Raw genomic sequence first — 14,052 nt, 5'->3', positions numbered from 1 at the left:
CCGGCTTGATCGGCTTGGTCGCTGCCGGTTTGATCTGGTGGCTGAACATCCAGCCGGTTTATGCCGATATGCGCTTCCAGCAAGCGCAGAGCTATAGCGAGCAGGGGCAGACGTCGCCACGAGCATTATTGGCTGCCCTCAACGAGTCGATCACCGCCATCCGGGCTAATCCCGGCGAAGATTTCTACTACCTGCATCTAGCCCGCACCCTGATGAACCTCGCCGATGCGCTGCGCGCGCAAGGCGCGGCGATTGGCGATGCCGGCAAACCCGATCTCGACGCACTGCTGCGGCTTGATAGCGTAGAAGCGGTTTCCGCCTTCGTCCAACGCTCATCACCGCTCAGCCTGCTCGCCTACGCCGAGGCCGCCGTAGAACGCGCCCACCAACTGAGCCCGCTTAACAAGGATCACTATGCCAATCTGGGCCGGATCAACACCTTCTGGTATGGGTGGACAGGTGACGCGCAACGATTATATACGGCGCTGCGCTGGTACGAACGGGTAGCCCAGATTGCGCCGCGTGATGTGGCGCTGATGAACGAGCGGGCCGGTGTGTTGATGCAACTGGCCGAACAGGCGACGATCAGCGGCGATGCATCCCAAGCAGGGGCCTTTTTCCAGCAGGCCGATGAGCTGTTGCAAACCTCGGCCCGGCTTGATCCGCGTTTTGGCGACACTGCCCTCCGCCGCGGCGATTTAGTGCGCTTCCGCGCCGGCGATCTCGACGCGGCCACGGCCCTCTACCTGCAAGCCCTCGAACAGGCGCCACAGCAGATGGTTGATAACCTCGACCGGATCGCGCGGGGGCTGAGTAGCCGGCCCGATCTGCTCAACCAACTCCGCACTGCCTTTGCAGCGCAGGCCGAGCTGGCCGATCAGGCGTTGGCCGAAGCGCAAGGCAAACCCGAACGGGCCATCGAGCTACCCATCCTCACCGCACAGGCTGCCGGCTTGTACGCCGCCGTGGCCCGGTTAGCGGTGCAGACCGCGAATATGGCCGACGCGGTCGCGCCGTATGCCCGCGCCGTCACCATTCAACCGGACAATCCGGCGTTGAGCGAGCAATACACCTTGATCCTCAGCGAAACGCTGCAATACGATGCGGCGCTCGCCGAAGCGCGCCGGATGCTGGCGGTCTTGCAGAGCAGCGGGCGCACCAACGAGCTGGCGCGGGTCGAGCAGTTGATTGCGCTGATCGAACAGGCGCGCAAATGACGCCAAGACCATAAGCAGCTTTGCGTCTTGACGTTGAAACGACAGGCTATGGCTAGTATCGCCCTCATCTTGATCGCTGCACTCACCTTCTCGATCCTCGCCACGCCGATCGCGCGGCGGGCAGCGCTGCGCAGCGGCGTCATCGCGGTGCCCCGCGCGCGCGACAGCCACACCACGCCGATCCCGTTGCTTGGTGGGGCAGCAATCTACGCGGCGTTCGTTGCTGCCTTGCTCATCTTCGGCGATCAGGCTCATATTCGCGAATTGATCGGGATTCTGCTCGGCGCGACAATCGTGTCGCTGTTTGGGTTGGCCGACGACCGCTGGGGGATGCCGGCGCTCGTCAAGCTGGCCGGGCAAACGCTAGCCGCGATTGTCCTGCTACTCGGCGGGACGCAGGTGCAACTCTTTCCGTGGCCGGCGCTGAATTGGGCGATCACGCTGCTGTGGGTGATCGTGATCACCAACGCGATCAATTTTCTCGATAACATGGATGGGCTGTCCGGCGGGGTGGCCACAATTGCCGCTGCGTTCTTCCTGTTGCTGGCAGCGATGAATGAACCGCGACAGGTGTTGGTCGGTGCAATGTCGGCGGCGCTGATCGGGGCCTGTATTGGCTTTCTGCGCTACAACTTCAACCCGGCCAGCATCTTTATGGGAGACACCGGCAGCCTGTTTATCGGCTTCATTCTGGCTGCGTTGGCGATCAAGCTGCGCTTTCTCAGCAATACCCCCCTAGTCACGTGGCTGGTACCGGTCTGCGTGCTGGGATTGCCGCTCTTTGATCTCGCGCTCGTCATCGTGGCCCGGCTCCGCCGGCGGGTCAATCCCTTCACCACTGCCGGCAAAGACCACCTCTCCCACCGCTTGCATGCGCTCGGAATGACCAAACGCGAATCGGTGCTGATCTGCTATTTGCTGGCTGGTGCGAGCGGGTTGGCGGGAGTCTACGTCACTCAAGCACGACCCTCCGAGGCCTACCTCGTCTTTGCCGGCCTGCTGATAATTGCCATCAGCGGGATTGTCTGGCTTGAACGGGTCTGCCCATCAGGGCAGCCACGGCAGGAGGCATAAAGGGGATAGGGCAGCATGTATGCTGCCCTATCCCCCTCACCAACCTACCGCTACTCCTCGCGTGATGTCCACGCCTCGTACAGCTCGTCCTTAGTCTTAATGCCAAGCCGCGGCAAGGCATGGTTGACGACGTAGGTTGCCGCGGTGTGGCGATTCTCCCACATCGCCTGATGCGCTTCGGGCAACTGCTCCCACGGCACCACTGCCGGCTCGGTGATCGTGATCAGACCGGCGCTGATCTCCTCGTTCATCCGCACAATCTCGTAAGCGTTCGAGAGGTGCGTACCGAAGATCTGGGCCGTTGGCATATAGATACGGCGCTGGCGCACCCAGATCTGCGGCGCGAAGAACGAATAGCGCCGCCCGCCAATATCCTCGAAGTAGACGATCCGGCCAGTGAAGGGCTTGATCAGCATTGCGCTTACCGCCAGCGCATCGTGGCCGGCGCGTTCGATGATCAAGTCGGGATAACCGCGCGGGTTGTCGGGCGTGCGCAGGAAGCCGCCGACCGCGCTGCCGATCGGTTTGAAGGTCAGGTCGTTGAAGCGGCGCACCGCCTCTTTGAGACCTTGCGGATCCTTACGCGAGTCGGGCAGTGGCGGCATCGTCTTCGGCCACTCGAAATCGTCGCCAAACCGCCGCTTGAGATCGGCGATGCTGACCACGCCACGCAGAGCTGCGCCGAAACCGAGTGAGAGCAAGAACTCGCGTTGGGCATCGCTGACCGTCACTACCACGATCCGCGCCCCCATCAGGCGTGCCGCCTCGATGGCTTCAAGGCCGCCGCTATCAATCAGGTCACTGCTGCTGACCCCGTAGTAGATCAACACTCCCTCACCGGCGCGCAAGCCGGCCCGCCGCAGCATCTCGGTCGGCGAAGCTGCGCCGGGTTTGCCGATGAAGGTGAAGTGATAGCCGCTGCTCGCGCCGTAGAAGGTCAGGGTTGGGATATGGCCGTCACGCGGTTCGCCGAGCAGTTGGAAACTGCGCGGGAAGGCCGTCTCGCCAGCGTGCGAGACCACGTAATCGGCCAAGCGACCATCGTTCTGCGCCCGGAACATCTCGAGCAACGGATGGCCAGCCGCCTCCCATGCCGCCCATTCAGACGGGTCTTCCGGCACGCGGGTGAAGCAATTGGCGATCGCCGGATCCTTGCGGTTAATCGCCCCCTTGCCGCCGGCCCCGATCACCGTCGCCGCCCGGTCAGCCGAGCTGACCATACCGATCACATTGAGACCGTTGCGCGCCGCGGTGCGGGCCGCATCGAGACCAGTACCGGTCGCGGCGCCCTCGATGAAGATCGTGCGACCGGGTTGCACGCGCAGCGTGGTAAAGAGCGCGCGATAGATCGTGCCCAGATTGAGGATATAGCTGCCCGCCGCCTCGATGGTCATATCCGGCAGCACCGGCATACACTGCGGCGCTTGCGCCACCATAAACTGCTGGTGCGAACCATCGGGTGTATCGTTGCCTTGGATGACGAAATCGACCGCCATCGGATCAAGGCCCACCAGCGGCGAGAGCAGGTCGTTCTGGCCTGAATAGATAGCGACCAAATCACCAATCTTCAGCCGGCCTTCGCGGCGCGCCTCTTCACCGAGCGCCACCACCAACCCGATTCCGCCCGAACCGGTCACGTGCCAGTCACGGTCGTGCTCGTCGAAGCGCGACACCGGAATGCCGGTAATCGCCCAAATATCGTTGAAGTTGACTTCCGAGGCCAGCACATAGATCAGCGCCTGATTCGCCCGTGGCCGCTCGACCGGAATAATGATCTGCTTCTCGGCCACAATCGGGTCGCCGTGCATTGCCGCGCCCGTCTCCGGATCGCGGATGAAGGCCTGCGCGTACTGCCACTTCGGGATCCGATCGACGCCGGGGAAGAAGGGCGAACCGATCGGCAACAGCTCTTTCTGCTCTAGCAAGAGTTGCTCCTGTTCGGGAGTGATCAATGGCCAGCGCGTCGGCAATGGCGGGCTGTGGCGATCGAGGAACTCGCGAATACCGCGCTTGCCGCCATTCGGATCGACCACCGCTTCGGCGAACAGCTTCGCCTCGTGCTCAAGGCCAGCCTCGAAGCCATGGATGAACCCGTAGCGAATCGCCTCGAGCGCGCGATGCACAGCGGCGTCACGCCCAACGGTATGGGCCTGCTTGATGATGCGCTCAATCCGCGGATGGGCAATAATCGAGCGCAGCTCATCATCGGCGAAGTGCGGGTCGGGCTTGCGCCACTCTTCGAGCTGCTCGTGGCGATGGTGGAAGGCCTTGGTGACTGGCGACTCTTCGTGCAACGCGCCATCGGGGCCAATCGCCTCACGGGCCAGTTCGCACGCCAACGCCAGCGCATCGTAATCGCCGGTCGCAATCCCATCGATCAAGCCCAACTCCAGCGCCTCTTCAGCCGGCACGCTCCGCCCGCCTAAGATCATCTCTAACGAGCGTAGCAGACCGGTGCCGTTGTTGCGCTTGTAGAGCAAGCGCGGCAACCGTTGCGTACCGCCGTAACCGGGCAGCAAGCGCAGGTTGATCTCAGGCTGGCCAAACTCGGCGTAGACGTCGGCCACCCGGTAGTGGCAGGCCATCGCAAACTCCAGACCGCCACCAAGGGCCACACCGTTGATCGCCGCGATGCACGGCTTGTTCATGCGCTCGATCTTGCGGAAGGCGAGGTGCGCGTTGTTCGGCAGCGCCATCGCCTCTTCCACCGTGTGGATCTCTTCGAGCAACTGGCGAATGTCAGCACCGGCCACAAAGCTCTTCGCGCCTTGGCCGGTGAACACGATCACGGCCACATCATTCCGCCGGCTCAGGTGATCGACAATCGTGTTCAGCTCATCGAGCGCGCGCTCGTTGAGCGCGTTAACCGGCGGGTTGGTCACTGTCACCACCGCCAGCTTACCGGCGCTAGCCGCCGGCGGATGGTACTCGATGCGGAAGTAGCGGTAGCGCTCGATGATCTGCTGCTCTTCGGCCATACGCTGCTTGCGCTTCCACTCGGCGATCTTGGCCGCAATCTCTTCCAGCACCTCTGGATTGCGCAAGGTGGTCGTGTCACCCAGCGGCTCATCGAGCATCATATTGCGCAGGAAGCGGCGCATGTACTTGCCACTGCGCGTTTCGGGGAAGGCGCTGACCTCGATGTAATCTTCAGGCACGCTCACCGCACCCTTCTCGGTGCGCACAATCTCATCGAGCCGCCGGCGATCGGCAGCCGTCAGCCGCCGACCCGGCGCCGGCTGGATGAAGGCGACCGGCGTCAGACCCTTCTCGCGGTGCGGCGCGCCGACCACGATACAGTTGCCAACCGGCGAGTCGGGCGTAATCTGGCGATCGCGCAGGATCGCGCCCTCGATCTCCTCGGTGCCCATGCGGTGGCCCGACACGTTGATCACGTCGTCCGAGCGGCCATGGAGAGTAAAGCTGCCATCGGGGTACTTCATAGCAAAGTCGCCCTGAATGTAGCCCCACTCGCCGTTCGGCCCGCGCCGCCAGTAGGTCTTCACAAACCGCTCGGCATCGCCCTTCCACGCTCGCAGCGGGATCTCGCCGCGCAGATAGGCCTCAAAACCGGGCACATCACCCCAGATTGTGCGCGTCAGGTACGGATAGGGCGCCGTAATCACGATCTCGCCCTTCTCTTCATAATCGGCCACCCGATAGCGCACATTGCCGCTCTCATCCGTTTCAGCCACCCACACCTCGCCGGCAACCCACGGCAACGGATAGGTATGCGCGTCGGGGCGGAGCGGGAAGTCGTTATTGCCGTAGAAATGCGTCCAAACAATGCCGCCGTGCTCGGTCGCCCAGTACGAATTGATGTACTGCGGCGTCATGATCTGCATACCGAACTGCTGCACGGCCGGGCTCACCGGCTCGGCGCAGAAGGTCGCCACCCGCAGCGTTGACATATCGTAGAGCCGCACGTCTTCCACGTTCTGCGGGTTCGACATAACCGTCTTGAGGAAGGTAACGCCGGCCTTGAAGATCTGCACATCGTATCGCTCGATGATGCTGGCATAGCGGCCCGCCGAGGGGAAGAGCGGCGAGCCCTCGGCGATCACGCCGGTCAGGCGACCAGCCATCGTCGCGGTGAGCATGTAGCTCTGGCCGGTAATCCAACCCGGATCGGCAATGACGTAGATCGTGTCACCCGGCTCGGCATCAAAGCTCACCGGCAACGTATGCAGAATACCGGCGACATATCCGCCGTGGACGTGGATCACGCCCTTGGGCTTGCCGGTGCTGCCCGAGGTGTAGATGATAAACATCGGGTACTCGGCATCGACCGGCTCGCACGGAACGCTGGCATACAGCGCACGAATGAGTTGATCGTCGGGCAGGCTGAGCAGCTCAGATTCGCTATGGACATCAATGCCGGCAGCGCGCGCGTTGGCCAAAATCTTCTCAAGGGCCGCATCGAGCAGCTCGTGGCTCCAGTGATCGCGCCCCTCATTCCACAGAATCTCTTGGCCGGTGTGGCGCACCACAATCACCGCCTCAACCCGCGGCGGCGTCGCCACCAGCGCCTGCGCCAGCACGGTGCGCACCTTGGATTGGATACCAGCATCAAGATCGCGCATCTGAGCCAGCGCTGCCCCGACCCCGCGCATCACGTCCGATCGCTCGATAGTGATCTCACCCTCCAACGCCGCACCAACTTCGGCAAGGATCTTCTGGCGCTGATCATCGGTCAACGGCAGCATCGCCAGCGTATCGGTCACAATCTGGCGCACGGTTTCCACCGGCACATACTTATCGAGCGCCTGATCGGTATAAGCCTCTTTGTAAGGCACCACTTGCGCATTGCGGTAGGCGCCGTCTGAGGTAATCACCACCCGCGCGCCGGCATTGTGGATGCGATCCGACAGCGTCTTGTCAGAAAAGCCGCCGAACACCGGGGTGTAGATGATTCCCAGCCGCTTGGCCGCCTCGGTGTAATAGATTTGCGGCATGATATTCGGCATATTGAGCGCAATCCGGTCACCTTTCTTCAGACCAAGATCGCGCAACACTTGCGCCGCCTTCACCACCTCGACCAGCAACCGCCGCCGGGTGATCGTCTCTTGCACCACCGGCCCGCCGCGACCGTTATTGAGCGAGCTGTCCCAGCGATCGCCCTCAAAGTAGAACGCCACCTCGTCGCCGTAGCCCGTCATGACATGGCGGTCAACCTCGTTGAAACAGGCATTGGTCAAACCACCAAGGAACCAGCGGTAGAAGGGCGCTTCGCTATCATCAAACGCTTTTTCCCACGGCTGATAGCCGGCTGGATAATCCACCTCGACCGGCGCGCCAGTGGCCGCATCAAGCCCTTCCCAGCGCTGGCTGGTCTCGTTGAAGCGGATCCAGCAGCGATGGGCCGGATCGTACCAGTGGATCAACGTCCGGGCATTTGCGCCATGGAAAGCGCCAAGATCGGCCAGCGCAGCAGCGCGCTGTTTTTCCCAAGCAACGCGATCCCGAATTGGATTGGAACGGGGCGCCCGTGGTGGGGCGGGGGGCGCAGTGTCGATCATCGACAGTCCTCCTCGACGCATGTCAAAACCTAATCTACCGGTTGTGATATAGATAACAAGGGGTGCATATTATAGACTACCCCTCGTGACGCAATTCGTCAAGACTTCAATAATTGAGAATTGTTCACCGTTTACTTAACAGACGCAGATGCAGCTCAGGTCGCCCGATCAAATCTGGATTACCGATATGCGTTCTGTGCATAGCTGTCATCAACCGCTGCCAAGCGGCAGCTTGCGCTAGCGTCTAGACAAAACAGTCATTGAATTGGCCGGTGAGCACGGCAGCCGGGTCATCGGCATAGCGACAGCGTACCTCCCTACCGGCAATCGTCGCATCAGCTTACGCAGCGAGGTGGTATACTAATTGTATCATCCATGGCGCAGTTACGAACAACCCAGCCGCCGCGCCAACCACTTGCCGCTGCTCAGAGTGTGGTTACATCCATGCCCTTCCAACCCGCGATTGACGAGCAATTAGTGATCGACGGGATCAGTTATCAGGTATGCGCCCATCCAGCCATACCCGGACGCCCGTTTGTGCAAGAGGGTCAAAGCAGTCGGGTGGTTCAATTGCGCACTGCTGGCGGGTTTGTTGCGCTCAAAGCGCAAACCCAGCTTTGCGAGCCGTTGTTGATCCAGCACGCACAGCAATTGCAGAACGTGAGCAGTATTCCCGGCCTGCAAGCGGCGCGCCGTATGATTATCACCGCCGCCACCCAACCAGCGTTGGTGACAACGCGGCCCGAACTCGACTATGCCATCTTGATGCCATGGGTATATGGCCCGCCGTGGCAAGAATTGATCCATCACCGTCGCTCGCTCAGCCCCAGCCAAAGTCTGGCGCTGGCGCGAGCGCTAACTCATCTGCTCGTCGAGATCGAGCAACGCGGCCTTGTGCATGGTGATCTGCAATCAGCCCATGTGATGCTCCCCGGATTGATCGATCCCGGCGCCGCCGCACCGGTTGCGCTCGTTGATCTCGAAACAGTGCATGGCGCCGGCGTGCTCCGCCTCCCGATGCCATCGCCCACCAGCCCGTACCAGCACCCGGTGCCGGCGCAAGGATTGTCAGCCGATCGCTTCGGCGGCGCGTTGCTGATCCTTGAATTGCTTGGCTGGTGTGACGATGCCGTGCGCGCCGCCGCCGCAACCGATAGCTTCTTCACGCCCGCTGATCTGTTGCAACCAACCGAACGCTACCATATCCTCCGCGACGCGCTTGCCCGCCGTTGGGGACTAGGCCCAGCCCAAATGCTCGATCGGCTTTGGCAGAGCGCGACCCCGCTGAATTGCCCGCTCCTCAAAGAGTGGCAAGCGGTGTTGCCTTCACCGAGCATAGTTGCCGCCGAACCGCAAGCGCCGGCTATGATTGCCCCATCCCTAGCCGATCCGGTCGCCCCCCTGATGAATGATGCCGCTGCGCTGCGCATCCACGGCCAACTGGCGCAGGCGCTGACCGTCTACCGTTCGGCGCTCGACCGGCTGCCCGCAGACGATCCGCGGTCCAGCGAGGTGATGCAAACCATCGACACGATCGAACGTGAGTTGGCCCAAACTAGCGCCACGCCAGCCTCTCAGCGCAATCTGAATTGGTCGGCGCCGGTAGCTCTTGGCGTCATTATCATTATCTTACTCGTTTTGCTCGCAACAATTGGCCTTAACCGCGTGGCAACCTCCACACCAACGCCTGTGACTACCAACCCGGCCACCATGACGGCTAGCCCTCCCCCTCCTCCATCGCCTTCACCTACGTCGGCGCCAACCAGATCCCCAGTCCTGATCCAGTCATTCCGCGTCGATCGCCTTTTTCCCATCGAACTCTTCACCGGCGCGACTCCGCTTGAATTTACCGTCCAAGGTTCAGGCCTGTCCGCCGTCCGCACAGCAACCTTGCGCGCCGCCGGCTATGATCCGGTCGCCCTCGATATCATGGCCGGCAGCAGTGACAACGAATTGCGCTTGCGCATTAGCACCCTGAGAATCCCGCTCACTGGTTCGGCGCCCTTTACCCTTGAACTCAATGGCACACCCATTCCCGGCGCTGCTGTCACCCTGCGCGACTACAGTAGTGTGCGTGTGGTATCGGGCGCGCGTCCTGATTATCGCTATACCGGACGGATTGAAGAAGATGCGCAAGGGGCGTTTACCCGGATCCGGGTTGAACCGTCGCCTGCGAGCGCCGTGACCGAGCCTATTCGCAACGGTGATGAAGTAGAGATTTTGAGCGAACAACCGGCTGGTTGGTACCGGGTGCGCATTCGCGCCAGCACCGACTCGCGGCTGATCGGTTCGATCGGTTATGTCGAGCGCTGGTTGATCGACAATACCGGTGTGCCACCGCCGCCTACCCCAACCGTGCCGCCGGAACCGCCGCGGCTCCGGTTCGTCAGACTCAATGGCAACGAAGATACGCGCTGCGTCTTGATCCAGATTCGCGGGATTAATACAGCCGGCTGGATCGTTTCGATTGACGGCCTACGTCTCAACGGCGCGTTCGACGCCGGAGGCAATGCGCGCGTCTGCGGTTTGCGCCCGCGCCAAGAAGTGACGTTCACCGTGCGCGATGAGCAGGGTGCGCCGGTGCGCGGCGGCGTCGGCGTGCCTACCCGCGGCAGCGATGTGATGTTTGCCGAGTGGCGGTAGGCTATGGAGACGGATCCGTAAGGGCGGGTTTGAAACCCGCCCTTACACTCCAGTGTCTTGGCAACTGCGCTCAGCCACTCACACCAGATGGCTATAATCCGCATGCGGCTCCGCAGTGGACGGATTGAGCTTATCGACCAGCACCTCTTCCAGTACCGTGGCGGCAATCGGCAGCAGCGGCACTAAGCTGAGATTGTACCGCTCGCTTGCCTCACCCTCTAACCGCAACACCTGCTGCCCAAAGAAGATCAGCGCCGGTAACGAGGCGGGTAGCGCCGCTAAGACAATCCCGCGCGGCACCCACCGCTCACGAGGTAATTTGCCAATCAACGCCTGCCCAATGGTGACGACCAAGAGCGTATTGAAGAGTAACCGAGTGTGCTCGAACGTGCTTTCGTTGCGCAAGCTCAAGTAGGGAATCTTCGGCCAAAACTGGCGTGAGTTGCCGTGGAGAATAATCATCACGATCACATTAGCAACGATGAAGCCGAGAGCATGCAAAATTCGTTTGAGCATACATTACACTCCTTCACAATGCCGCACTGTGTTATCCTCATCATAGCATCTCGATGCGCCGGAAGAAAGACGTTTTGCTTCACCGCAACCATAGTTATGAGATTTATACTCAGCAAAGAAGGCTCATATGGCATCACTGATCTTGATTAGCAGCGGCATCCTCGCCATCCTTGGCGCAGCGACGTTGGCCGCCGTTGCCTATTGGCTTGACCGCCGGCTCGCCGCTATCCAGCAGACCCCAACATGGCCGGCCGGCGATCTGCTCGATCGGGTACGTGCCGGGTTACTGCCCATCGGTACTGCTGTCAAAGTAACAGGGATCGCAGACACGCAGACGTTGCTCCGCGCACCCTATAGCGATACGCCGTGCGTCGCCTTTCGTTACATCGTGCATGAGGAGCGCGAACAAGCTACAGGCCGCGCTTGGGACGGCAAGCAAAGAAAGACCGAAACCGCCTTCGGCGACGACTATACCCAGTCCGTGCCTGAGTTTCAGGTGCGCGATTCCAGCGGCGCTATCACGATTGTGACTGCCGGCGCCAGTTTTGATCTGCGGGAAACCGTCGCTCGCTACGAAGAGATGACCGGCCTCGGCGGCAGCGAACGCGAAATTTGGCGCCAAGAATGGGCGTTGCCGGTCGGCAGTCCGGTCTTCGTCCACGGCTATCTGCGCCAACTCGGCGCCAATCCGCAGATTGGCGCCGATCCCCGTCAACGCGGGCCGTTTCTGATCTCGTTTCAGCCAGAACGCTTATTGCACCGGAGTCTTGGCCGCCGTAGCTTGTTGTTCTATGGGTTGGGCGGAATCGCCGCCGGCGCCGGCGTGGTCGCCATCGTGATCGGCCTGCTCGTTTGACGGCACGGGCCGTTCAGAGTATAGTACAGGCGAAATGATATGGGTGCGCTCACCGTCACCTATGGTTTGGAGTCAGCAGTCGTTGCTATCCCCCTGCGCTGGCCGCGGGGGTTTTTTGTACATCACCACTTGCACGGAGGAATGTATGGGCATCGCTTGGGAAGAAAAATTTGCGCGCGAAGGGCTTACCTTCGATGATGTCCTGCTGATACCGGCTGAGTCGAATGTCTTGCCCGCGACGGTCGATGTGAGCACGTGGCTCACACGCAACATTCGCCTCAATATTCCGATCGTCAGCGCCGCCATGGATACCGTCACCGAGCACCGGCTGGCCATCGCGCTGGCCCGCGAGGGCGGCATCGGCATTATTCACAAGAATATGCCAATCGCCCAACAGGCCGAGATGGTGCGTAAGGTGAAACGGTCTGAGAGCGGGATGATTACCGACCCCATCACCTTGCCGCCCGACCGCACCGTCGGCGATGCGCTCGATTTGATGGCCGAATATAAGATCTCCGGCGTGCCCGTCACCACCGCCGATGGCGATCTGGTCGGCATTATTACCAACCGCGACCTGCGCTTCGAGACCGACCGTAATCGTCCCATCCGCGAGCTGATGACCTCGCGCAATCTCGTGACCGTGCCCGAAGGCACCACCCTCGAAGAGGCCAAAGAAGTCCTCCATCGCCACCGGATCGAGAAGGTGCTGGTTGTCGATGAACGCGGCAAGCTGAGCGGGATGATCACCGTCAAAGATATTATGAAGCGGATCGAGTACCCCAACGCTTGCAAAGATGATATGGGACGGCTGCGCGTCGGCGCAGCCGTTGGCGTCAGCGGCGACTATATTGAACGGGCTACCGAACTGGTGCGGGCAGGGGTTGATGTGTTGGTCATCGATACTGCTCACGGCCATTCGCGCGGCGTGCTCGATGCGGTCGTCAAGCTGCGCGAGCTGTTCCCCCGCGTCCAAATCATCGGCGGCAACGTCTCGACCGCTGCCGCTACCATCGCTCTGATCGAGCGCGGCGTTGATGGCGTGAAAGTTGGGCAAGGCCCCGGCTCGATCTGCACCACCCGCGTCGTGACCGGCGCCGGCATGCCGCAGATTACCGCCATTTATGATTGCGCCCGCGCCGCCGAACCCTACGGGATTCCGATCATCGCCGATGGCGGGATCAAGTATTCGGGTGATATTCCCAAGGCGATTGCCGCCGGCGCTCATAGTGTCATGATCGGTTCAATCTTCGCCGGCACCGAAGAAAGCCCCGGCGAGCTGATCCTCTACGAAGGCCGCAGCTACAAGAGCTATCGCGGCATGGGCAGCATTGGCGCGATGCAGCGTGGCGGCGGCGACCGCTACTTCCAGACTAACGTTACCGAAGCGCGTAAACTAGTAGCCGAAGGCATCGAGGGAATGGTTCCGTTCAAAGGCCCGCTCAGCGACACCGTCTACCAACTGGTCGGCGGCTTGCGCGCTGGGATGGGGTACGCAGGCGCACCGAATATCGAAGCCCTCCGTCACGACGCCCGTTTCATCCGCATCACTACTGCCGGCCAAATCGAGAGCCATCCGCACGATGTCGTGATTACCAAGCAGGCGCCGAATTACAGCGGTCGCCAGTAAGTAATGAGGAATGCACCGTGAATAAGTCGTTGATCCCAAAAGGTTTCGCCGATCTGGTCGGGCCGATGCGCGCGGCCCACGAACGCATCTTGGCCGATCTGCGCCACCACCGGATCGAACTGCCGCCGCCGCCGCATCTGCCGCCGGCCCGCGTGCAAGGCATTGCCGCCGCCCGCGCTTACCCAATGCAGGGGGTGCTGAAATACCATGGCCTCAGCGACTGGACGCAACGCATCGCCTTTTTGCCTTCAATTTCGCTCAATAACGCCGCGGCTCACACAACAACGCTGGTTGAGTTCGATCCGGCCCTATCCGCCGATAGCGCCATCATCGGCGGTAAACCGGTCCAAGGCCGCGAGCTCGAACGGGTCGTCACGGTGCTTGATGCCGTGCGTGAGTTAGCCGGCGTTACCAGCTATGCCCGCGTCGTTTCGCGCAATGTGTTGCGTACCCGCGTCGCCGGTAAAGGCTTGGGCACCAGCGCCTCGGCGGCTGCCGCGTTGGCATGCGCGGCGGTCGGGGCCCTCTTTGGCCCTGAATTGGCCGGCCACCCCCGCTTTATCTCCACCCTCGCCCGCCGGCTGGCCGGCTCTGGCTGCC

The 14,052-nt window shown here is 61.6% G+C and carries 6 protein-coding genes and 2 pseudogenes; 6 read left to right on the top strand and 2 right to left on the bottom strand.

The window, feature by feature from the left end; all coding sequences use genetic code 11:
* Positions 1–1,217: pseudogene (locus U9R81_RS16130) on the top strand (hypothetical protein); the annotation flags it as partial.
* A 48-nt stretch (positions 1,218–1,265) separates the two neighbouring features.
* Complete coding sequence (locus U9R81_RS16125) at positions 1,266–2,291, top strand: MraY family glycosyltransferase (RefSeq protein ID WP_322496449.1); 1,026 nt, start codon at positions 1,266–1,268, stop codon at positions 2,289–2,291.
* Positions 2,292–2,341: 50 nt separating this feature from the next.
* On the opposite strand, the gene pcs is transcribed toward U9R81_RS16125, so the two are convergent.
* Complete coding sequence (gene pcs, locus U9R81_RS16120; protein WP_322496448.1) at positions 2,342–7,810, bottom strand: propionyl-CoA synthase subunit Pcs; 5,469 nt, start codon at positions 7,808–7,810, stop codon at positions 2,342–2,344.
* A gap of 375 nt (positions 7,811–8,185) precedes the next feature.
* Between pcs and U9R81_RS16115 the strand changes: the two genes are divergently transcribed.
* Positions 8,186–10,453, top strand: coding sequence for a serine/threonine protein phosphatase (locus tag U9R81_RS16115; RefSeq protein ID WP_322496447.1), 2,268 nt, complete (start codon positions 8,186–8,188; stop codon positions 10,451–10,453).
* Positions 10,454–10,531: 78 nt separating this feature from the next.
* Here the strand turns inward: U9R81_RS16115 and U9R81_RS16110 are convergent, their stop codons facing one another.
* Positions 10,532–10,969, bottom strand: coding sequence for a hypothetical protein (locus U9R81_RS16110; RefSeq protein ID WP_322496446.1), 438 nt, complete (start codon positions 10,967–10,969; stop codon positions 10,532–10,534).
* 127 nt (positions 10,970–11,096) lie between these two features.
* Here U9R81_RS16110 and U9R81_RS16105 point away from each other — a divergent pair, with 127 nt between their 5' ends.
* The 3 genes and pseudogenes from U9R81_RS16105 to U9R81_RS16095 form a co-directional block, all read left to right on the top strand.
* Positions 11,097–11,825, top strand: a complete 729-nt coding sequence (locus tag U9R81_RS16105; RefSeq protein ID WP_322496445.1) for a GIDE domain-containing protein — start codon at positions 11,097–11,099, stop codon at positions 11,823–11,825.
* A 145-nt stretch (positions 11,826–11,970) separates the two neighbouring features.
* Positions 11,971–13,452, top strand: a complete 1,482-nt coding sequence (gene guaB / locus U9R81_RS16100; protein ID WP_322496444.1) for an IMP dehydrogenase — start codon at positions 11,971–11,973, stop codon at positions 13,450–13,452.
* Positions 13,453–13,469: 17 nt separating this feature from the next.
* A pseudogene (locus U9R81_RS16095) lies at positions 13,470–14,052 on the top strand (GHMP kinase); the annotation flags it as partial.

It is taken from the genome of Chloroflexus sp. (genome assembly GCF_034435895.1).
Taxonomy (GTDB): domain Bacteria; phylum Chloroflexota; class Chloroflexia; order Chloroflexales; family Chloroflexaceae; genus Chloroflexus.
Note: the sequence above shows the minus strand (reverse complement) of the source record. Positions and strands in the feature narration are given on the sequence as shown.